General features: G+C 30.0%; 20 protein-coding genes and 1 tRNA gene. 7 read left to right on the top strand and 14 right to left on the bottom strand.

Annotated features, from left to right (window positions below; genetic code table 11):
• Window positions 1–16 precede the first annotated feature (16 nt).
• From ABXT66_RS05500 to ABXT66_RS05490, 3 genes are all read right to left on the bottom strand, one after another.
• Window positions 17–1,333 (bottom strand): TRAP transporter large permease, encoded by a 1,317-nt coding sequence (locus tag ABXT66_RS05500; protein WP_443644660.1) that lies wholly within the window; start codon window positions 1,331–1,333, stop codon window positions 17–19.
• 21 nt (window positions 1,334–1,354) lie between these two features.
• The gene (locus ABXT66_RS05495) at window positions 1,355–1,831 is read right to left on the bottom strand and encodes a TRAP transporter small permease subunit (RefSeq protein ID WP_443644659.1); all 477 of its coding nucleotides are present in this window, start codon (window positions 1,829–1,831) and stop codon (window positions 1,355–1,357) included.
• A 98-nt stretch (window positions 1,832–1,929) separates the two neighbouring features.
• On the bottom strand, window positions 1,930–2,856 hold the full coding sequence (locus ABXT66_RS05490) for a LysR family transcriptional regulator (RefSeq protein ID WP_443644658.1): 927 nt from the start codon (window positions 2,854–2,856) through the stop codon (window positions 1,930–1,932).
• Window positions 2,857–2,985: 129 nt separating this feature from the next.
• Between ABXT66_RS05490 and ABXT66_RS05485 the strand changes: the two genes are divergently transcribed.
• The 6 genes from ABXT66_RS05485 (at window position 2,986) to ABXT66_RS05460 (ending at window position 10,068) form a co-directional block, all read left to right on the top strand.
• Window positions 2,986–3,453 carry a flavin reductase family protein gene (locus tag ABXT66_RS05485; RefSeq protein WP_443644657.1) on the top strand — a complete coding sequence of 156 codons (468 nt, stop codon included), beginning with the start codon at window positions 2,986–2,988 and terminating at the stop codon, window positions 3,451–3,453.
• A gap of 54 nt (window positions 3,454–3,507) precedes the next feature.
• Window positions 3,508–4,815: a histidinol dehydrogenase gene (gene hisD, locus ABXT66_RS05480; protein WP_443644656.1), complete on the top strand. Its 1,308-nt coding sequence runs from the start codon at window positions 3,508–3,510 to the stop codon at window positions 4,813–4,815.
• 9 nt (window positions 4,816–4,824) lie between these two features.
• Complete coding sequence (locus tag ABXT66_RS05475; RefSeq protein WP_443644655.1) at window positions 4,825–5,589, top strand: SDR family NAD(P)-dependent oxidoreductase; 765 nt, start codon at window positions 4,825–4,827, stop codon at window positions 5,587–5,589.
• 103 nt (window positions 5,590–5,692) lie between these two features.
• Window positions 5,693–6,157 carry a (2Fe-2S)-binding protein gene (locus tag ABXT66_RS05470; RefSeq protein ID WP_443644654.1) on the top strand — a complete coding sequence of 155 codons (465 nt, stop codon included), beginning with the start codon at window positions 5,693–5,695 and terminating at the stop codon, window positions 6,155–6,157.
• A 13-nt stretch (window positions 6,158–6,170) separates the two neighbouring features.
• Window positions 6,171–8,324 carry a molybdopterin cofactor-binding domain-containing protein gene (locus ABXT66_RS05465; protein ID WP_443644653.1) on the top strand — a complete coding sequence of 718 codons (2,154 nt, stop codon included), beginning with the start codon at window positions 6,171–6,173 and terminating at the stop codon, window positions 8,322–8,324.
• Between the two features lie 43 nt (window positions 8,325–8,367).
• Entirely contained in the window at window positions 8,368–10,068 is a 1,701-nt protein-coding gene (locus ABXT66_RS05460) for an IlvD/Edd family dehydratase (RefSeq protein WP_443644652.1), read from the top strand.
• A gap of 8 nt (window positions 10,069–10,076) precedes the next feature.
• Here the strand turns inward: ABXT66_RS05460 and ABXT66_RS05455 are convergent, their stop codons facing one another.
• From ABXT66_RS05455 to ABXT66_RS05410, 10 genes are all read right to left on the bottom strand, one after another.
• Window positions 10,077–10,976 (bottom strand): TRAP transporter substrate-binding protein, encoded by a 900-nt coding sequence (locus tag ABXT66_RS05455; RefSeq protein WP_443644651.1) that lies wholly within the window; start codon window positions 10,974–10,976, stop codon window positions 10,077–10,079.
• A 10-nt stretch (window positions 10,977–10,986) separates the two neighbouring features.
• Window positions 10,987–12,054: an amidohydrolase family protein gene (locus ABXT66_RS05450; RefSeq protein WP_443644650.1), complete on the bottom strand. Its 1,068-nt coding sequence runs from the start codon at window positions 12,052–12,054 to the stop codon at window positions 10,987–10,989.
• Between the two features lie 238 nt (window positions 12,055–12,292).
• Window positions 12,293–13,081: an MBL fold metallo-hydrolase gene (locus ABXT66_RS05445; RefSeq protein WP_443644649.1), complete on the bottom strand. Its 789-nt coding sequence runs from the start codon at window positions 13,079–13,081 to the stop codon at window positions 12,293–12,295.
• A complete protein-coding gene (locus ABXT66_RS05440; RefSeq protein WP_443644648.1) occupies window positions 13,078–13,863 on the bottom strand; it encodes a TatD family hydrolase in 786 nt (261 codons plus the stop codon). Before ABXT66_RS05440 ends, ABXT66_RS05445 begins: the two co-directional genes overlap by 4 nt.
• Window positions 13,864–13,874: 11 nt before the next feature.
• Window positions 13,875–15,392 (bottom strand): methionine--tRNA ligase, encoded by a 1,518-nt coding sequence (metG, locus tag ABXT66_RS05435; RefSeq protein WP_443644647.1) that lies wholly within the window; start codon window positions 15,390–15,392, stop codon window positions 13,875–13,877.
• A 16-nt stretch (window positions 15,393–15,408) separates the two neighbouring features.
• Window positions 15,409–16,467, bottom strand: coding sequence for a hypothetical protein (locus tag ABXT66_RS05430; protein WP_443644646.1), 1,059 nt, complete (start codon window positions 16,465–16,467; stop codon window positions 15,409–15,411).
• Window positions 16,460–17,122 carry a dTMP kinase gene (gene tmk, locus ABXT66_RS05425; protein ID WP_443644645.1) on the bottom strand — a complete coding sequence of 221 codons (663 nt, stop codon included), beginning with the start codon at window positions 17,120–17,122 and terminating at the stop codon, window positions 16,460–16,462. Before tmk ends, ABXT66_RS05430 begins: the two co-directional genes overlap by 8 nt.
• On the bottom strand, window positions 17,112–18,278 hold the full coding sequence (locus tag ABXT66_RS05420) for a D-alanyl-D-alanine carboxypeptidase family protein (protein WP_443644644.1): 1,167 nt from the start codon (window positions 18,276–18,278) through the stop codon (window positions 17,112–17,114). The genes tmk and ABXT66_RS05420 overlap by 11 nt, the downstream gene beginning before the upstream one ends.
• Window positions 18,279–18,296: 18 nt before the next feature.
• Entirely contained in the window at window positions 18,297–19,229 is a 933-nt protein-coding gene (locus ABXT66_RS05415; protein ID WP_443644643.1) for a septal ring lytic transglycosylase RlpA family protein, read from the bottom strand.
• A 3-nt stretch (window positions 19,230–19,232) separates the two neighbouring features.
• Window positions 19,233–20,204: a lytic murein transglycosylase gene (locus ABXT66_RS05410; protein ID WP_443644642.1), complete on the bottom strand. Its 972-nt coding sequence runs from the start codon at window positions 20,202–20,204 to the stop codon at window positions 19,233–19,235.
• 163 nt (window positions 20,205–20,367) lie between these two features.
• Between ABXT66_RS05410 and ABXT66_RS05405 the strand changes: the two genes are divergently transcribed.
• Window positions 20,368–20,457, top strand: a tRNA-Ser gene (locus tag ABXT66_RS05405).
• A 38-nt stretch (window positions 20,458–20,495) separates the two neighbouring features.
• Here the strand turns inward: ABXT66_RS05405 and ABXT66_RS05400 are convergent.
• Window positions 20,496–21,089: a hypothetical protein gene (locus ABXT66_RS05400; RefSeq protein ID WP_443644641.1), complete on the bottom strand. Its 594-nt coding sequence runs from the start codon at window positions 21,087–21,089 to the stop codon at window positions 20,496–20,498.
• Window positions 21,090–21,217: the final 128 nt, after the last annotated feature.

Genomic DNA, 21,217 nt, shown 5'->3' with positions numbered 1-21,217 from the left:
TAACCCCATGTTTTTACTAAACAAATTGTGTAGGCCAGCTTGCTATTTCAGGGAAAAAAGCTACCAGTAACATGACTACTAGCATCATTATCCAATAAGGAATAGAACCCTTAAATATTAATCCAAGAGACACATTGTCTCCACCAGCCGCTAAAACACCTTTAACTGTATAAACTATAAGCCCAAAAGGAGGCGTAAGTAAACCTGCTTCTATAGCTAAGATACCAAAAATTGCAAATGCATAAGGGTTCATGTCCCCAGCCATTAAAATAAATAAGGGCACAGTTAATAATATTATAGATATAGAATCTAAAAGCATACCTAGAATAAGCCAAATCACAACCATCATGACTAAAATCATAGTATCATTTAATCCAAATGATGTCATAGCGTCGACGATGACTGAGTCAATATCAGATAAAGATAAAAATCGTGAATACATACCAGCGGTTATTAAAAGTATCATTATTGGAGCAGAAGTTTTTCCAGCATCAATAACCGATTCCACAATTCCTTTCCACCTCATACCTTTAAAAAGAGCTATTCCAAAGCTGGCTAAAGCTCCCATGCCAGCAGCTTCTGTAGGCGTAAAAATGCCTCCCCAAATACCTCCTAATACAACAATAATTAAACCAATAATTGACATACCAGATAAAAATTGCTTGCTACTAATTTTTGCAGTGTCTCCAATACTGTCTGGTTCTGGAGCTAACTTAGGATTAATGACCGCTTTTGACAGATTATAAAAAGCAAACATTAAAGATAAAATTATACCAGGGATAACTCCTGCAACAAATAATTTACCTATAGAGTCTTCAGTTATAATACCCCACACTATAAGCAATACACTTGGTGGTATTAACATTCCAAGACATGCGCTACCAGCAATTGATCCGGCTGCAAGTCTTGGGTCATATCCAGCTTTTTTCATTTCAGGCCATGCTATTCTAGAAAATGCAGCTGCCGATGCTATAGAAGTTCCTGTAACTGCTGCAAAAGCGGCATTGCCAGTAACTGTAGCAACACCTAGTCTACCTGGAACACCTTTAAGGCCTTTATTTATTAATGTATACAGATCTCCAGCAGCTCCGCTTCTTGATAAAAAGTCACCCATGAGAACAAATAATGGAATTGTCATAAAAATGTGGTCTCGAATTAATTCATATGCTGCACCGCCAACTTGACTGGCTGCCATATATAAGTCTTCAAAAATGAAATAAGTTCCAATCATTGCCGTGGCACCAAGTGCAAGTGCAATATGAACACCGGAAAAAATAGCCAGCAACATGCCTATCAGTGTTAAAATCATTAATGTATCTAAATCAATTCCCAATGTAATCTTTCCTTTTAACTTTTATTTGTTTTTGGATAAAAATGTTTTGGTTATTAGAGATATGTAAATAAATACAACAATAATAGAACAAAATATTATAACAGTTCTGATTGGGTATACAGGGAATTCAATGGCACCAATACCTTGGTATTCTTTTATTTCCCAACCTTTAATCATATCAGTCCAGCCACCTACAGCTATGCCAACAAAAAGCATTATTCCGATTGAATAAGAAATAATGTTGATTATTTTTTTTCCTCTACTTTTAAAAAAATCATAAATTAAAGTTGTTCTCAACATTGTTCCAGAAGCTATAGCAAATGGAACTTGAAGGAAAACAATTGCAGGGACTGAGTTTTGAACAACTTGATCAGCACCAAGAAAAATACCTAAGTTTCTAAAAGCTACTTCTGCAAAAATTGTCAAGGCAACTAAAATGAGCCAAACAGCTGCTATAGATTGTAATAATTCTGGTGTTTTTTTTAAAAAATTAAACAATATTATCCCCATCTAATATTACTCTTTTACTTTAAAGTGAGTTCATTTCTTATCAAATCATAAAATTGTATAATATAAATCATTTTAAATGATTTAAGTTAAGTGGCTAAATAATTATTCATTTTTGACGAAATTATTTTTATTTCTTTTGAAATTTTTTCACTAAATAATTTACTAATTGGATTTAATTCTTTACTGGCAGAGGTAATTAATACGTATTCTGTAGTAAAGTTTGGAGAAATTAAGGGTGATAAAGTTCTTATAGTGCCATCTAAATCTAAATCACATAAAACAGCAGGTAACACAGAACACCAATCACTAGAGGCAATAAGTTCTAAAGTTCCTATCATTCCATCCATTTCCAATGTTTTTAAAATATTGACATTGTGAGTTGTGAAATATTCATTTAATGCAATTCTTCTTGAGTTGTCAGGACCAGGAACAATTATTTTTATATTTTGTTGTTTAGATAATACTATTGGCTCTAAATGTTTGAAATTGGATGTTTTTTTTGTCACAAGAAAGTTTAAGTCGCTTGATATAAACTCAACTTTTAACCCGGTTGTATTTTTAATAGAGGGAACAATAGCAAAATCTAATTTATTTGATCTAACCATTTCTTCTAAAACGCCTGAATAAGCTTCTGTTACTTTTACATCAACTTTTGGAAATTCATCTAAAAACTTTGATAAAGTAGATGGAAGAGCAGACCTTGTAAATGTAGGCATTAATCCACAATTACAGACACCCGATATTTCTTTTGTATCTGTTTTTGCTTCAATAACTGCTTTTTCCATTAAGCTTAATATTTCAAGTGAATCGTTATAAAATTTTTTTCCACTATCAGTTAATAGCATTTTGCCTGGAGCTCTATTAATTAACTTTTTACCAATGCTAAGTTCAAGATTTTGAACTAACATAGACATTCCTGATTGAGTTGCGTTTAGTCTTTCTGCAGCTAAACTGAATGAATTTTCTTCTACAACTGCGACATATGCCTTTAATTGCTTAATAGAAATTGACATTGAACTTCTCTATTTATCAGTTAAGTTGATATAAATCATATAAATAAATAATTACTTCTTATACACTAAAATATGTTAACAAGAAATTAATTTATAAAGTTTAATAAAATCTTAAAGAGTTTAGGTTAAATGAATACACAAAATAACAAAGATTTGAGAAAAGCATTTGGAATGTTTCCAACTGGAATAACCGTTGTAACAGCTATTGATAAAGAAAATAAACCTATTGGAATGACGGTTAATAGTTTTTCTTCAGTTTCTCTTGATCCTCCTCTTGTGCTATGGAGTATAGCTAAGAAACAACCTAGTTATTCTTTGTTTTTGGATGCAAATGGATATGCTGTAAATATCTTATCAAAAGATCAAGTTAAACTTTGTAATCATTTTGCTTCACCATTAAATGATAAATTTGAAAATATTAATTGGAAATTAAGTGAAAATGGATTTCCTTTAATTAATGATACTCTTGCTTGGTTTGATTGTACTAAGTGGAATGACTATGAAGGAGGAGACCATAAGATATTACTAGGTAAAGTAACTTCATATGGTATTTCAAATATGGATCCATTAACTTTTTGGAATGGAAAAATTTCTTAATTGAAAATATTTAAAATAATTATAACATCAAAATCTTAATATTATGAGGGTGCAATGGCCAAGTGGTTAAAAGAAGGAAAATCTGAGAATGAAATAATTGATGCAGATGCTGAAGTTCGAAAAACTGTAGAAGACATTCTTTCTGATGTCAGCAATAGAGGGGACGCTGCAGTTAGGGAGTTATCTAAAAAGTTTGATAATTATGAACCTGAAAATTTTGTATTAACTGAACAAGAGATCGAAAACGCAATAAGTAAAGTAGACAAAAGAGATATAGAAGATATTAAATTTGCTCAAACTCAAGTTCGTAATTTTGCAACAAAACAATTAGAATCAATTAAAGACATAGAAGTTGAAACTTTACCTGGCGTTGTGTTAGGTCATAAAAATATTCCAATGAATGCTGTTGGTTGTTATGTTCCTGGTGGAAAATATCCTATGGTTGCGTCTGCACATATGTCAGTTTTAACTGCTAAAGTAGCTGGGGTTAAAAATATTATGGCATCAGCGCCACCTCAAGAAGGTAAGCCCCATCCAGCAATTGTGGCTGCAATGCATATGGGAGGCGCAGATCAAATACTATGTCTTGGAGGAATTCAGGCAGTTGCAGCGATGGCCATTGGAACTGAATCAATAAAAGGTGTTGATATGCTTGTTGGCCCTGGAAATATGTTTGTGGCAGAAGCTAAAAGACAATTATTTGGGCGTGTTGGTATAGACTTGTTTGCAGGACCTACAGAAACTTTAATAATTGCTGATGAAACGTCTGATCCTGAAATTTGTGCTATTGATCTTTTAGGTCAAGCTGAACACGGTCCAACAAGCCCAGCAATATTGTTAACAACATCAAATAAATTAGCATTAGATACAATTGAAGAAGTTGAAAGACAATTAAAAATATTACCTACAGCTCACATCGCTTCGGAATCTTGGAATGAATATGGTCAGGTTATTGTTTGTGACGATATAGATGAAATGGTAAATGTTGCTGATGATTTAGCATTTGAACACGTTCAAGTAATGACAAAAGATCCTGATTATTTTCATAAAAATATGACTAATTACGGAGCTTTGTTTTTAGGAGCTAGAACAAATGTAGCTTTTGGCGATAAAGTAATTGGAACAAATCATACTTTACCAACTAAAAAAGCCGCAAGATATACAGGTGGTTTATGGGTTGGTAAATTTTTAAAAACTTGTACATATCAAAAAGTGTTAACTGATGAAGCATCTGCTCTCGTTGGAGAATACTGTTCACGATTATGTGCGCTAGAAGGTTTTTCAGGCCATGGTGAACAAGCAAATATTAGAGTTAGAAGATATGGTGGAAGAAATATCAAGCCATATGCCTCAGCAGAATAGGAGATCGTTATGAATTACCCTAAATTACCTAGTTTTAGATTGGATGGAAAAAGAGCTTTAGTTACTGGAGCTGGTCGAGGAATTGGAATGGGCGCATCTATTGCTTTAGCAGAATCTGGTGCAAACGTTACTTTGGTTTCTAGAACAGAAAAAGAATTAAAAGATTTAACGGATCACATAAACAACCAAGGCTTTAAAGGTTCTTATGAAGTATTGGATGTCAATAATGAAGATGAGGTATCAAATTTTATAAATAATGCTGAGCCTTTTGATATACTGATAAATAATGCAGGCACTAATAGGCCTGCAAAACTAATAGATACAAAAATAGAAGACTTTGATTATGTGATGTCTTTAAATGTAAGATCTGTAATAAGTCTAACAAAATTAGTAGTTAAGAAAATGTTAGATAGTAATATAAAGGGTTCTATAATTAATGTTTCTTCACAGATGGGGCATGTAGGTGGGCCTAATAGAACTACATATTGTTCAAGTAAGTTTGCCATTGAAGGTTTTACAAAATCATTAGCAATTGAATTAGGGCCGGATGGTATAAGAGTTAATGCAATCTGTCCTACCTTTATTCAAACCCCAATGACTGAACCATTTTTAAAAGATGAAGACTTTAAAAAAGCTACTATTGGAATGATACCTATTGGTAGATTAGGCGAAGTAACTGACTTGATGGGTCCATTTGTATTTTTGGCCTCTGAAGCTTCTTCTTTAATGACAGGCTCAAGTATACTTGTAGATGGTGGCTGGACTGCAAGATGAAATAAAAGGCAAAATAAAATATTATGAATATTGTTAAATAACAATTATTTATACATATTTATTCAGTTAATTAATTAATTAATAAATATTCTCAAGGTTTGTTATGTCAAAAGTTGAATGTGAATTAAATATAAATGGATTATGTAAGAAGATAAATATTCACAATGACAAACCACTTATTTATGTCATCAGAGATGACTTTGGATTAACCGGCACTAAACTTGGTTGTGGCCTTGAACAATGTGGTAGTTGCGCCGTTATTATCGATGGTGAAAAAAAACTTTCATGTAATTTATTAGCAATTGAATGCGAAAAAAAAGAAATTATCACTGTTGAAGGGCTGCAAATTGAAAGTAAATTAAATCATGTGCAAGAGGCTTTTAGAAAATTTAACGCAGCTCAATGTGGTTATTGTACAAGTGGAATTATAATCACTGTTACAGCACTTTTTGATAAAAACAAAAACCCATCGTCTCAACAAGTTCAAAACGCTTTAGATGGTCATTTGTGCCGTTGCGGTTCTCATTCTGTGGTGTTAAGGGCCATTGATAGTTTAATAGAAAATTAGGTTTACTAATATAATGAATCAATTTAATAGCGGCCCTAGTATTAATACCTACAACAAATTAAGTCATTGGTTTGATTTCAGTAATCCCGGAATTTTAAAAGTTTACTCTGGTAAAGTTGATATAGGACAGCATATTAGCTCTACACTGGCATTAATTACCTCTAAAATCACTGAAATTAAATATGATCAAATAGAAATTATTAAATTAAGCACTGATATTTCACCTAATGAAGGTATTACTGCAAGTAGTTTATCTGTTGCAAATTCAGGATCTGCTGTTAAGGCTGCTTCTATTGCTCTTAAAATAAGTTTTTTAAATTATGCGTTAGAAAATCTTAAAATTAAAAATGAAGATATTCTTTTTGAAAATGGAGTTATAAAAGATAAGAATTCTAACAAAACTATTTCTTATTGGGATTTTTCTAAAACTGATGAGTTTAGAGAAGTCATTATTCCTGAAATTTTTGATGAGAACTCTCTTAAAAAAATTAATTATGAAAATAATCAAAAAATAGAATTAAAAACCATCAATGAAATCGTTACAGGAAAATATAAATATGTTCATGATATTAATTTCCCTAAAATGTTACATGCTAGAATAGTAAGGCCTCCTTCTTATCACTGCAAATTAATCAAAATAAATGAAGACTTTAAAAAAAGACTTGTTGAGAATGAGATTGAACTTTTTGTTAAAGGCTCTTTCGTTGCAATTCTGTCGCTTGATGAATTTTTGGTTATCAAATTCTTGGAAATTGCTAAAAACAATATTTTTTGGGAAGAAAAACAGCAATTATCTAGTAATAATGTATTTAGTTCTCTTGAAAAACATGAAAAGGAATCATTGTTAGTTAAATCTGGAGGAGAGGCTTTTTATGAAGAGATACCAGAAAAAAAATCTTTTAATGATCCAAAAATTAAATCATTATCAACGATCTTTAAAAAAAGTTATTTAATGCATGGACCTATAGGGCCATCTGCCAGTTGTGCTATTTATAATGACATTGAATTTACTGTATTTTCACATAGCCAATCAATCTTTGCTCTAAAACACTCTATTAGCAAGTATTTTGATATTGATCCAAATCTTGTCACTTTGAAATTTATGCCTGGCTCAGGTTGCTATGGTCATAATGGTGCTGATGACGTGGCATTTGAAGCATCTGTGATCGCAAAGGGATATCCTGAGCGTTATATCTTGTTAAAATGGACACGTGAAGATGAACATTCGTGGGAGCCTTATGGAAGCGCATCTTTAAACAAAGTTTTTGGAGCTATTAATGATGATGGAGAAATTGTTTATTGGTCAAATGAGGCTTATTCGGATACATATTTGTCAAGACCATCAGATATAGAATTAAATAATTTCATAAGTTATAAATTTTTAACTAATAATTTTGTAAAAACAAAATCAAAACCTAAAACATCCGCTCATATGGGTATACATAGAAATTTAGATCCAATATATAATTTCAAAGAAAATAGATTAGTAAAAAACTTAGTTCACGATTTGCCATTGAGGACATCTGCATTAAGGACTTTAGGTGCTTTCGCTAATATAACAGCATCTGAAAGTTTTTTAAATGATTTGGCATCAATTAAAAATATAGATCCTTTTGACATTAGAATAAATCATTTAGATGATGAGCGTGCCATTGCTATTCTTAAGAGCCTAAAAAAAGAAATGGACTTTTTTAAACCTAAAGAAGATAGCTTTAGAGGCATAGCGTTTTCAAGATATAAAAATTCTGCGGCATATTGTGCAGTAGGCGTAGAATTAAATGTTACCGATGATTTAGAAATTAAATTAAATCATGCTTGGATATCTGTAGATGCTGGAGAAATTGCTTATGAAGATGGCATAAAAGCGCAGGTAGAAGGTGGATTTATTCAAGCAGCCAGTTGGACTTTATACGAAGAAGTGATTTTTGACTCAAAAGAAATAATTTCTAAAGATTGGGATAGTTATAAAATTATAGGTTTTGATAATATTCCTGTTTTTACTACAAGTATAATTGACCAAAAAGGTTGTGCTTATTTAGGTGTAGGTGAGGTAGTAGCAGGACCTACTGGAGCCGCAATTTCAAATGCATTGTGTAACGCCCTTGGTCAAAGAATAAAAACATTGCCATTTACCAAGGATAATATTACGAAAGAATTATTAAATTAATTTATCTACATATTTATCAAAAATTTATTAAGGATCTATTGAGATGACAAAAAAAACCTCAGGTATGTATAAGAATCTCACCAACTATGGGGATAGTGAGTTTTCAATTTTTTTGAGAAAGGCCTTCATCAAAGGGATGGGTTATTCAGAAGAGATGCTTAATAAGCCAATTATAGGAATAACTAACACTTATAGTGACTATAATCCGTGCCACGGAAATGTGCCAGATTTAATAAAAAGTGTGAAAGCTGGGATATTATCTTCAGGTGCCATACCATTAGAATTTCCTACAATAAGTATTCATGAATCTTTTGCTTATCCAACGTCTATGTATTTAAGAAACTTGATGTCAATTGATACAGAAGAAATGATGAAAGCCCAGCCAATGGATGCATGTGTTTTAATAGGCGGATGTGATAAAACAGTACCCGCTCAATTAATGGGTGCGTTTAGCGCAAACATTCCTGCTATACAACTAGTTACTGGACCTATGCTCACTGGCTCTCATAGAGGAGAGAGAGTAGGGGCTTGTACTGATTGTAGAGGTTATTGGGCAAAATTCAGAGCAGAAGAAATAGATCTTGCTGAGATTAATGAAGTTAATAATCAGTTAGTTCCTACTGTTGGAACATGTGGTGTAATGGGCACTGCCAGTACAATGGCACTAATTACTGAAGCTCTTGGCATGATGATATCAAATGGGGCTTCAGCACCAGCCGTTTCTGCTGAACGAAAAAGAATTGCAGAGGAAACTGGTAAAGTGGCTGTTGAAATAGCCAGTAAATCATTGAACCCAAAAAGTTTTTTAACTTTAAAAAATTTCAAAAATGCATTGACTGTTTTGTCTGCAATTGGGGGATCAACTAATGGAATAGTTCATTTGACAGCTATGGCTGGCAGGCTTGGGATAGACATTGATCTTAATGAATTTGATAAAATGACAAAAGACACACCCATGATTGTTGACTTAAAGCCGTCTGGTTCTGGTTATATGGAAGATTTGTTTAAATCAGGAGGGCTTCCTAGAATTTTAAATGAATTAAAAGATTATCTTTATTTAGATGCTATTACAGTCACGGGCGAAACTATCAAAGAAATTATTGATAAAAACAAATATAATTGGAAGCAAGAAGTTATAAGAAAAGTTGAAAATCCTATTTTTGATAAGGGTAGTATAGCAGTATTAAAAGGAAACCTTGCTCCAAGATCGGCTATAATTAAACAATCAGCAGCAAGCAAAGAATTGTTAGCTCATGAAGGTGTTGTTGAGGTATTTGAGAATCTTCAAGATTTAGCGAATAGAATTGATAGTGATGATTTAAATGTTACTAAAGACAGTATTCTTCTCCTGAAAAATATTGGACCAATAGGAGCGCCAGGCATGCCTGAGGCAGGCTTAATACCTATTCCTAAAAAATTAGCTAAGCAAGGTGTTAAGGACATGGTAAGGATTTCTGATGGAAGAATGAGTGGAACTGCAGCAGGAACAATTATTTTGCATGTCTGTCCAGAGGCTGCCGCTGGTGGAACTTTAGACATCGTAAAGAGTGGCGATATTATAAAATTAGATGTTAAACAAAGATTATTAGAACTTAAATTATCTGATGAAGAAATAACAATCAGAAAAAAGAGCAAAAAAAGTAATACAGAAATTAAAAGAAGGGGTTACGATAAAATATTCCATGAAAGCGTGCTTCAAGCAGATAAAGGGGCTGATTTTGATTTCTTAAGGCCTGTAAAATAAAATATTTATTAAATTTTAATATACTCTTTCATATGAGGGTAAGTTTGAAAGTAATTTTCATGAAAATTATTTGTTGCTTTTTTAAAATCCTCTAAACAATCTTTGTCAATATTTTCAATTTTTAAGTTTTTTGACTTTATTTTCTTTATCAAGATATCATCTTCACTAATCGCTAACCTTCTTTGAAATTTAGTTGTTTCTTTAGATTTTTTAATTAAGAATTTCTTGTTTAAATCTGACAATTTATTGAAATAATCATCATTAATTACAAATAAACAAAACCCAAAAATATGTGATGTTAAAGAAACGAATTCCTGTTTTTTATATACTCCAAAATTCCAGTAATTAGTTAAAGGATTTTCTTGTGCATCTATATCATTTTTTTCTACAGCTAATTTAAAATCTCTTACATCTAGAGGTTTTGGTATAAATCCTAATTTTCTAAAAATTTCTATATGAAGTGGGCTAGGGGTGGTTCGTATTACTTGTCCTTTGCAATCAGAAAGATTTTTTATTAATTTTATTTTAGAACTTATATGTCTAATACCATTGTCCCAAAAACCTAATAGTTTTAAATTTTTAATTTTTAACTTATTATCTATATAATTGAATAAATCTGATTTTAATGAGTTATATGCTTCATTTCTGTTATTGAATAAATAAGGTAAGTCTAAAATTTGGATTTCTGGCAATATTTTCTCAAAATAACTAGATAATAAGTATGAAGCGTGTATTTCTCCTAGTTGTGTCTTCTCGATTAAACTTGAGGCTTTGTCTCCATCATTTGTGATATCCATTATAAAATCAGTAATGAATTCACTACTTAATTCATCAATAAAATATTCAACTGATTTGGTGTGTATTGAACCAGAGCCTTGATAACCAGCTATAATTAGATTTTCTTTCAATATAAACTTCTTACTTTATTTTGAATAATGAGCAGGCATTGCCACCAGTAATCATTTCAATTTGATCTTTTGAAAGCTCTTCAGTTCCCATAACATGTTCTATAGGATCATCTTCAGCCATATCATAGGGGTAATCAGTACCCATAATTATATGATCAGCTCCATATTTATCTACAAGATATTTTAGTTGGTCAAATGAAAATACAACGGTATCAAAATACATTCTTTTTAGGTAGTCTGATGGCATATGCTTGAGATTGTTGCCTCTACAGTCAGGCCTGGCTCCCCAGGCGTGATCAATTCTAGCTGAATACGCCGGTAGATAACCACCACCATGGGCAACAAAGATTTTTAAATTTGGATTTTTTTCCATTGTCCCATCAAAAATTAAATGGTGAAGAGCAGCAGTGGTGTCCATGGGGTTGCCAATTATGTTAATGAAATAATGATCTTTTAATCTTTCTCCTTCTGGATAACCATTAGGATGAAGAAAAATAGGGATATCTAACTTTGTAGCTGTTTCCCAAATACCATCATAAGAAGGGTGTGATAACTCTTTCCCGTCTTGAAATGTAATAATCTGAAAGCCTCTAATATCAAGTTCATTTACACATCTTTCCATTTCTTTGACAGCAATATCACCGTTCTGCATTGGAAGAGTTCCTAATGCAACAAACCTATCTTTTCGATTATTAGCTGTTTCTGAAAGTTTGTTATTAATAGTTTCTATAGCTTTGAATGCAACTTCACTTTTTATATTACAATAATGCTGAAAGGGAACAGGTATCAAAACTTGTAGATCAATGCCTTGTGAGTCCATTTTTTTTAATCTTGTTTCAACATTAGTTAAATCCATAAATCTATCTTTAACCTGCTGAATATTTTGATTTGTGGTAATTTGGTTGGCATGTCTAAAAGCAGGGATATCTTGTTGGTCAAATATTCCTTGGACGAGGTCTGCTGCTTCTTGAACATGAAGATGACAATGGGCATCTACAGTTTTAGAAGAAGGTCTTATCTCTATTCCTGGTTTTCCATGTTTTCTTCCTGAAGTAGAACCATAAGGCTTTATAGACATTAATATCTCCATCTAAATTAAATTATATCCAGATTATATTATAAATTTATAAGACACAATTTATTAGATATTTTAAATTTTTAATTTAATTTTATTATTAGTTAAATTTAATAACTTATTGTTTTTATTAATTGTTATATGATTATGTAAGTTTGTTAATTATAATAACCGTAGTAGGTGATATAATATATTGTATAATAAATAATATACATTTGTCGCATAATATATATTATGTAAACTAAATATTAATAACTAAACCATCATAAGCTGGATAAACACCAGATGGACACAATTTTGTTACTGTATCATGATCTGACTCTGGGCTTAAATGTGTTAAATATGCAATACGTGGCTTTAAATCAGCTAACCACTTAAAGGTAAGATCAAAATGAGCGTGAGCAGTATGAGGTGCAGACCTTAAACCAGTTATAATAATAGTATTTAGATTATATAGACATTCTAAACTCTCTTTTGGAAAAGAAACGACGTCAGTACAATAAGCAAATGTATTGTTAATAATAAAGCCAAGTGTGTCTATAACACCATGATGTTGCTTAATTGTGTGAATAGAAATATTATTAACCATTAAATTTTGATAATAATCTATATTTATAAGTTCTAATGGTGGTTCAAAATAAGATTGAGAGTTTTTATTTCTATTAAATAGATAATCAAATCTGTTTAATAAAAAAATGGATGTTTCAGAATTAGTGTATAACTTTATTTTTTCTCTGTTGTAAAAATAAAATGGTCTTAATTCATCTAATCCTGAAATATGATCAGAATGTTGATGAGTAATAAGCACACCATCTATTTTCTTTATGTTATGTTCTATTAATTGATTTTTTATGTCAGGACCAGCATCAATTAATATAGTTGTATTTTCATTTTGAATTAAAATAGAACACCTTTGACGTTTATTTTTTGGATTATTAGGGTCACATTTGCCCCAACCTAACTTACCTAAAGCAGGAATGCCTACAGACGTTCCTGTACCTAATACAGTTATTTTAAGTTCACTTTTCATTTTAACATCTTATCAAAAATTCTTAGAGAGTTCATACATAAATGATTAGTAAAATCGTTAAAATCACTATTTCTAATTTCTGATAGAAATTTTGCTGTATGAAAGCAGTTTTTAGGCTCGTTAACAGATCCTCTAAAAGGAGTTGGGGCTAAATATGGAGCATCTGTCTCAACTAATATTCTATCTTTAGGAACAATACACGCAATTTCCTGTATTAACTTTGCAGATTTAAATGTTACTATTCCTGAAAAAGAAATATAAAAACCTAGATCAAGGCCACATAATGCTAAATCTTTACCTGAACTAAAACAATGAAGAATAGCTTTAAAAGCCCCCTTTTTATATTCATCTTGTAAAATATCAATCATATCTTCGTCTGCATCTCGTGAATGAATAATTAATGGAAGTTTCTTGTCTCTTGCTACTTTTATCTGAGTTATAAATGATAATTTCTGTTTTTCTTTATCTTCATTTCCAAAATGATAATCCAGACCGCATTCGCCTATTCCAACACATTTTAAATTATTCGAAATATCAGATATAAGAGAGTAATTTTCATAGTCTTTATCCTTTAAAACTTCGTTTGGATGGACTCCTACGGTAAAATAAACAACATCATAATCATTTGAAATTTGAATAATTTTTCTAATTTTGTTTAAATTTGTTGAGATAGTAATAATTTTCAAAACATTTTGGTTTTTAGCGTTTTCTATTATTAAATCAAGTTTGGAGTATAATTCTGGAAAATCCAAATGTGCATGTGTATCTATTAAATAACTCATATAACTTTCATTTAATTAATTCTAGGAAATAATGGTAATGGTGTTGAAATGTTAATACCACCTTCATACATCTTACCAAGCGACTTAAAATCTCTCTCATCATCTGCTATTTTTAGATGATCCAGAATTGCTTTAGATGAAACAGGCATAAAAGGTTGAAGTAAAATAGACACCTGCCTTACTGTCTCTAATAAAATATATAAAACATCCTCCATTCTAGAAAAATCACTTTTCTTTAGGGACCATGGAGCTTGTTCATCTACATATTTATTAGCATTGCTTATTGTAATCCAAATATTTTTTAAATATTGATCAAATTTTTGATTATCAATTAAAAACCTGTAATCATCTATATGATCCTTGATAGAATTAATTAAAATCAAATCTTCAATTTTAAAATTCTTTGGTTTTAAAGGCACTTCTTCATCACAGTTCTTACAAATCATCGACACTACACGTTGAAAAAGATTTCCATAACTGTTAGCAAGATCACTGTTTACTCTATTCACTAATTGAGAATTTGAAAAGTCTCCATCATTACCAAAAGGCACCTCCCTCATCAAAAAATATCTAACTTGATCAATGCCGTATTTTTCAACTATTTCAAATGGATTAATAACATTTCCCAATGATTTTGATATTTTATTACCTTCATTAGTCCACCATCCATGTGCAAAAATTTTCTTTGGTAGTGGCAATTTAGCTGCCATAAGAAACGCGGGCCAATAAACAGCATGAAATCTAATTATATCTTTGCCTACCATATGAATATTTGCAGGCCAATATTTAGAAAAAAAATCTTTTTTATCATCTTCAGAATAATTACAAGCTGACAAATAATTTGTAAGAGCATCAAGCCATACATACATGATATGATTATCGTCATTTGGAACGTTTACACCCCAAGAAAAACTTGTTCTACTAACAGAAAGATCTTTCAATCCTCCTTTAACAAAACTAAGAATTTCATTTCTTCTTGAAATAGGTGATATAAAATCTTTGTTTTCATCATAAAAAGAAAGCAATTCATCCTGCCATTTTGACAAATTAAAAAAATAAGAAGGTTCTTCAACCCATTCAACTGGTGCACCAGAAGGTGCTTTTCCGTCAATTAGTTCAGACTCTAAAAAAAAAGCCTCATCTCTTACTGCATACCAACCCGCATATTTGCCTAAATAAATATGACCATTATCGATAAGGGCATTCCAAATTTTATGACAGGATTTAATATGTCTTTTTTCTGTTGTTCTAATAAAGTCATCAGTCGAAAAATTCATACAATTAAGTAGATTTTTAAAGTTTTGTGATACTTCATCTACAAAATCATGAGGTTTAACGTTTTTATTATTTGCAGCTGTCTCTACTTTCTGACCATGTTCATCAGTCCCTGTTAAGAAAAAAACATCAAAATCATCAAGACGCTTAAATCTTGCCAATATATCACAAGATAATGTTGTGTAAGCATGACCAATATGAGGAAGGTCGTTTACATAATAAATTGGAGTTGTAATGTAATAAGTGTTTTTCATATAAAAGCTTTTAAAACTACTTGCCTAACAAATCTTTTAAAGTATCGATAATTATTTCAGACTTATTTAAATTAACTAAATCAGCAGAATTCATATATCTATCAAATTTTGAATGTAAATTCAAAAGCTTTAAACCATTATTGTGATTTAAAATTAATTTAATTAAAGTTTTTTCTTTTGTTAAAGTACAATCAACAAACTTTTTAGTGTTTAAATAAAAAGTGGATTTTTTTATAAGATCGTTAATTATTAGTTGAAAACTTGAAAATAAAAAAGCGTTGTTTTTTTCATTAACTGAAAATAAGTTGTTTATTTTTTCTAAAAACAAAGTAGATGCATGATAATCAATAATTTCATCCAGTAAATTATCATAAATATTATATGTTTTGTTATCTATTAATTCTTTAGCTAAACCTGGAGAACCATTACTAATACTTGATAAAAAGCTAGCCTCTTCGAGAGAAACATTAGAAAAATTCTTTTCTATAAAATAATTAAAATCAATTTCGTTGAGTGAATTAATATAAAATAAAGTACACCTTGACTTTATAGTTTCAATTATGTTCAAAGGCTTGTTTGATATGATAAAAATATATGAATTTTCTGGTAATTCTTCAATAGTTTTCAAAAGTGAATTTAGTGAGTTTATGGTTAAATCTTCTATTTTGTTTATTATTGCAACTTTAGTTTTTGATACGGAAACAGTCTTGTGAAAAAAAGATTTTAATTTTCTTACTTCATCAATAGGAATTTTTTTTCCTAAATTTTCGATTGTATTTTTTAAATGAAAAAAATCTGGGTGTGACCCATTGTCAAATAAGTAAAAGGATTTATTTTTAATAATATTATCAAAAATGTTTTTTGAATTTTTAAGTTTACTTAAATTTAATGAATTTTCGTTTTCTAGTTCACATAAAATAAACTTAGATAAATTAATTATAAAATTTGTTTTGCCTAAACCTTCAGGCCCGGATATTATAAAGGAGTTGATATAATTTGAAGAAATGGCATTAAATATACTTTCTTTTAATTCATCATTAAAAAAAAATGTATTGCTTAATGCTGTATTAGTCATTTGATTTAATTATTGAAATAACATGGTCGTAAATTTGATTTGAAATTTTTTCAACAGATAATTCAGCATTGATTTCAAAAAATCGTTTATTATTTTTGTCACTTAAAGCTTTAAAACCATCTTGTATTTTTTGATGATATAATAATCCCATATTTTCAAATCTATTTTCTGTTTTATTGTTACGAGATAAAGTTCTATCTAAACCTACTTTAGGATCAAGACTTAAAAAAAAAGTTATGTCAGGATAAAGATCATAACAGAAATTTTTATGTAAACTTAACAACAGGGTTTGATTAATCGCCCCCCCTACTCCTTGGTAAACAATAGTTGAATCAATAAATCTATCACATAAAACAATATCCCCTTTAAATAATGAAGGATTGATAATTTTATTTATATGTTCTCTTCTTAAGGCATTAAATAACAGTGATTCAGAGTAAGTATCCCAAGAGTTTATTTCACCTGAAACTAAAAATTTTCTGATTAATTCACCTTCTTTAGTCCCTCCTGGTTCTCTTGTTGAGAGTACATTAATTTTTTTTTTTGTAAGAGATGTTTTTAATAACTCTATTTGAGTGCTCTTTCCAACACCCTCACCACCTTCAAAAGAAATAAAAAGACCTTTTTTTGATTTGTTGTAATAGTTATTTGACAACAAATTCTCCATAAAGCAAATACATTAAAATAGATTTTGCTTTCATAAACGTGGACATTGTATCAATGTTTTGAGTTGAAACAATATTCTGTTTAATTAATTCTTTTCCTGGGATGTCTATTAAAATATCTCCCACTTTATCGCCTTTCGTAATTGGAGCGGCTATTGGATCCTTCCATTGAATCTTTATCTTAGTTTTATTCAATTCCAATGGAGAAATAATTTTTTTAAATGCTTTTTCTGCAACTAAATCTACCTGAGGTTGTTTGCCCAACCATATGTTTGCACTAGCAAGGCTTTTCTTATCATTGAATAATGATAATAAAGCAGTTTCTCTAAAAACTATATTAAAGAGCCTTTTACTTTCAAATGTTCTTTTCTTTTTACTATTAAGGCCATTTATAACAATTGATACCCTTCTATTATTTTTCTTAACTGATCCAATTAGTCCATAACCTGACTCATTAGTATGGCCAGTTTTCAAGCCATCAGCTCCATTCATAGAATATAATAGAGGGTTTCTATTAGATTGTTTAATATTATTGTAATTAAAAATCTTTTCATTAAATAATTCGTATAATTTAGGAAAATTATTTATTATATTGCGTGTTAAAATAACTAGATCTCTAGAAGTTGTTTTTAGATCTGGATGAGGCCAGCCAGTTGCGTTGGTGAAATAAGTATTATTCATACCTAAAATTTTAGCATATCTATTCATTTCCCTTGCAAATGCTTCCTCTCCTCCAGAAACACCTTCTGCTAGGACAACAGCAGCATCATTTCCAGATTGAACTATCAAACCTAGAAGTAAATCTTTAATACTTACATTAGTATTAAGTTCAAGAAAAGATCGAGAACCACCCATACGCCAGGCTTTATTAGATACTAAAAAAGTATCTGACATCTGCAATGACTGATCTTTAAGTTTGTCAAATATTATGTAAGCTGTCATTACTTTTGCCATTGAGGCAGGTTTCATAATTTGATCAGCATTTTTTTCAAACAAAACTTCATCAGCTTCATGATCGTAGATTATTACTTGCTTTGCTGGAGACTTAATATCTAGTAATTGAGAAATGGATTTTTTCATCCATATAAAATTAAAACTTAATAAAAAGAAAAATAATAAGTAAAAATTTATTCTTTGTTTTTGCATTAATAACCTCATGAAATTTTATTCAACAACAATTTGAGCACCTTGCATTCCCTTTTTTAATAGTAAATAGTGCAAAGCATCAACTTTTTTAACATCTAAAAACGGACCTGCTTTAACTTGAAAAAATTCTTTGTCACGAGACATTGTTTTATAAATTTTTACATTTTCAACATATGAAAGCTTTTTTTTCATTAATTGTGCTGATTTAAGAGAGCTAAAGGATGCTAATTTTATAAAAATTTTAAACTCTTTATTTAAATTATTAACATCATAGTTTATTTTATTTTTTAATATTTTTTTCTTTGAACCTACAACTTTAACATTATTAATTTTTGGAACATTTACTTGAGGCAGTTCTAGTTTAGGTAAATCTTTGATTTCAGGAAAATATCCTTTTTTAGCAAGCTTTTCAAGGATTTTACTTTTCTCCTTTAGAATAGTAACTCTAACAAGACCTGTTCCCTTCTTTTTTAAACCAAGGATATCGGCTGCTTTAGATGATAAATCTATAATTCTATCATTAACATAGGGTCCCCTATCATTAATTCTTAAAATGATGGATTTGTTATTTTCTAAGTTAGTTACTTTGACTGCACTAGGAAGAGGTAATGTTCTATGAGCTGCGGTTAGAGCATATTGATCATAAACTTCACCATTTGCTGTAATTTTACCATGAAATTTTGGACCATACCAAGAAGCAATTCCAGTTTTGTTATAATAGAGATCTTTCTTTGGAAAATAATATTTTCCTTTTATCTTATATTTTTTACCAATTTTAAAAACAGCATTTGAAGAATCACTCTTTTTGTTATTTGGAATGAAATATTTTTTCCCTAAATTTGCAGCAACCTCAATACCTGATGTACAACTTTGTAATAAAAGTAATAAAATTAATAATAGTATTAATTGGATTAAATTATTTGACTTTAAGCCTATTGAATTAGAATACATATATTATTTTTCACTTATTGAGTCTGACAAGTTGCCGACAGCTATTGCAAAATAATTAGATCTGTTCCAATTAAGAAGAGAATCAAAATTGCTATAAACTAAAAAACCATAGTTACCATAGTTGTCAGGAATAACAAGTCTAGCTTTTAAATCTAATTGAGGAAGCTTAGTTTTATCAGTATTTAGAATTCCTTTAGATGACCACTTTTTTAAAGAAATATATTTTTTATTAAGCTCAAATTTATTATCACCTAAAAAAACTTTTCTTCCCCAAGTTTTTTTGTCAGACCAGCCAACTTTGTTTAAGTAATTAGCAGCTGAAGCAAACACATCCGGTTTTGAAGTCCAAATATTTTTTGTGCCGTCTTTATCCCAGTCACTTGCATAATTTAAAAAACTAGAGGGCATAAATTGACATTGACCCATTGCACCAGCCCAAGATCCAGTCATTTTATTTAAGGAAATGTGTCCATCACTAATAATCTTAAGAGCATTAAATAATTCTTTTTTAAAATAATCATGTCTTCTTCCATCAAAAGTTAACGAAGCTAATGATGATATAACTGAAAACCCTCCAGTTAATCTTCCAAAATCTGTTTCAATACCCCACAAAGCAACTATAAACCTTGGCTGGACACCATAATGCTTAGCAATTTTGTTTAGAAGGATTTTATTTTCTTTATATTTTTTGTTTGCTTTTTTAATTCTAAGAGGAGTGACAACTCTTTTTAAATATTGATCTAAAGTTAGTTTAAACTCAGGTTGAGATCTATCAAGTTCAATAACTCTAGGAATAAAATAGGCCTTTTTTTTGAATTGCTTAATTACCTTTGCAGAAATACCTTTTTTTTGAGCGTCGTTAGAAATATCATTTATAAAAGTATTAAATTTATTATCAGAAGAACTAGCATAAGAAGTTAAAGGAAAATATATAAAAAAGAATAAATAAATTATAACATATTTAAAAACAAACATAATTGTATTCCTTTCAAAAGCATTTTTACTTTAAACACTTATTAATAAAAAAAAATAAATATATTAATTTATAGTCAAAAAATTAAAATTATTAATTAGTAATAATATTTAACTAGATTTTACTTGCCATCAATGTGAACCTAGTTTAAAAAAATTCAATGCTGGATGGGTGACTGAGCGGTTGAAAGTACCGGTCTTGAAAACCGGCGAAGGTGAAAGCCTTCCGTGGGTTCGAATCCCACCCCATCCGCCATTTCATTTATTAAGTTACTGTTTAAGTTATATATTTTTCTACTTTAAGTTACGTTTATTTAGAATGTCATCTATATATGTTGACAATGAAATATTTTTTTTAAAGCATTTTTTAATATTCATCTCTCTGCTCTCAATTATAGATTTTGAAAAACCAATAATCGTCATATCTTTTTTTAATTCAACAAGAACTTCTTTAATTAAAAACTGTCCATTAATTTTATCTGATTTAATTCGAATTGTAGCTAAGCAATCAGCAATACTTTCTTTCATCATGTATTCAAAGCTATTTTGTTTTGGAGGTTTTTTTTCTAAAACACCAGTTTGATGGTGAGCACATTCATGAAAGTCTATAAACAGTTGAAGTGCTTTTGATGATTTTTGGTAATTAAATCTATAGATTATTGGTAAACCATTTATGTCTCTTTTAGCAACTCCTGCAGTAAATCTTCCTGTTTTAGAATTAAGATTTTTGAAATAAACTTTCTCGCCTCTATTATTTGAACACAAAGGTGGCTCGGATATCTTGTTTTCAAAATTTGATGTTTGTGAATATGCTAAATGTTTAAAATTGAGAGCCAATATAAATGAAAATATCAATAATTTCATACTTTTATTGTAAAAACTGTTCAAAATTATTTAACCCTATTTAAGTCACCATGCAACAACTAATCCTTTACATCGCTCTGTAGCTTTCTATGGAGCATTATTAGTTAGATTAACTTCATATATCTCATTTAGAATTTTTAAAAGTTTATTTT

Source organism: Candidatus Levibacter sp. Uisw_134_01, assembly GCF_047717795.1.
Classification (GTDB): Bacteria; Pseudomonadota; Alphaproteobacteria; order Puniceispirillales; family Marisalimonadaceae; genus Marisalimonas.
The sequence above is the reverse complement of the archived record's forward strand: the minus strand, read 5'-3'. Positions and strand labels throughout refer to the sequence as shown.

Coding starts and splice junctions, on each gene's coding strand:
- ABXT66_RS05490 (WP_443644658.1), bottom strand. CDS start 2,856: ATGTCAATTTCTATTAAGCAATTAAAGGCATATGTCGCAGTTGTAGAA.
- ABXT66_RS05485 (WP_443644657.1), top strand. CDS start 2,986: ATGAATACACAAAATAACAAAGATTTGAGAAAAGCATTTGGAATGTTT.
- hisD (WP_443644656.1), top strand. CDS start 3,508: ATGGCCAAGTGGTTAAAAGAAGGAAAATCTGAGAATGAAATAATTGAT.
- ABXT66_RS05475 (WP_443644655.1), top strand. CDS start 4,825: ATGAATTACCCTAAATTACCTAGTTTTAGATTGGATGGAAAAAGAGCT.
- ABXT66_RS05470 (WP_443644654.1), top strand. CDS start 5,693: ATGTCAAAAGTTGAATGTGAATTAAATATAAATGGATTATGTAAGAAG.
- ABXT66_RS05465 (WP_443644653.1), top strand. CDS start 6,171: ATGAATCAATTTAATAGCGGCCCTAGTATTAATACCTACAACAAATTA.
- ABXT66_RS05460 (WP_443644652.1), top strand. CDS start 8,368: ATGACAAAAAAAACCTCAGGTATGTATAAGAATCTCACCAACTATGGG.
- ABXT66_RS05450 (WP_443644650.1), bottom strand. CDS start 12,054: ATGTCTATAAAGCCTTATGGTTCTACTTCAGGAAGAAAACATGGAAAA.
- ABXT66_RS05445 (WP_443644649.1), bottom strand. CDS start 13,081: ATGAAAAGTGAACTTAAAATAACTGTATTAGGTACAGGAACGTCTGTA.
- ABXT66_RS05440 (WP_443644648.1), bottom strand. CDS start 13,863: ATGAGTTATTTAATAGATACACATGCACATTTGGATTTTCCAGAATTA.
- metG (WP_443644647.1), bottom strand. CDS start 15,392: ATGAAAAACACTTATTACATTACAACTCCAATTTATTATGTAAACGAC.
- ABXT66_RS05430 (WP_443644646.1), bottom strand. CDS start 16,467: ATGACTAATACAGCATTAAGCAATACATTTTTTTTTAATGATGAATTA.
- ABXT66_RS05420 (WP_443644644.1), bottom strand. CDS start 18,278: ATGCAAAAACAAAGAATAAATTTTTACTTATTATTTTTCTTTTTATTA.
- ABXT66_RS05415 (WP_443644643.1), bottom strand. CDS start 19,229: ATGTATTCTAATTCAATAGGCTTAAAGTCAAATAATTTAATCCAATTA.
- ABXT66_RS05410 (WP_443644642.1), bottom strand. CDS start 20,204: ATGTTTGTTTTTAAATATGTTATAATTTATTTATTCTTTTTTATATAT.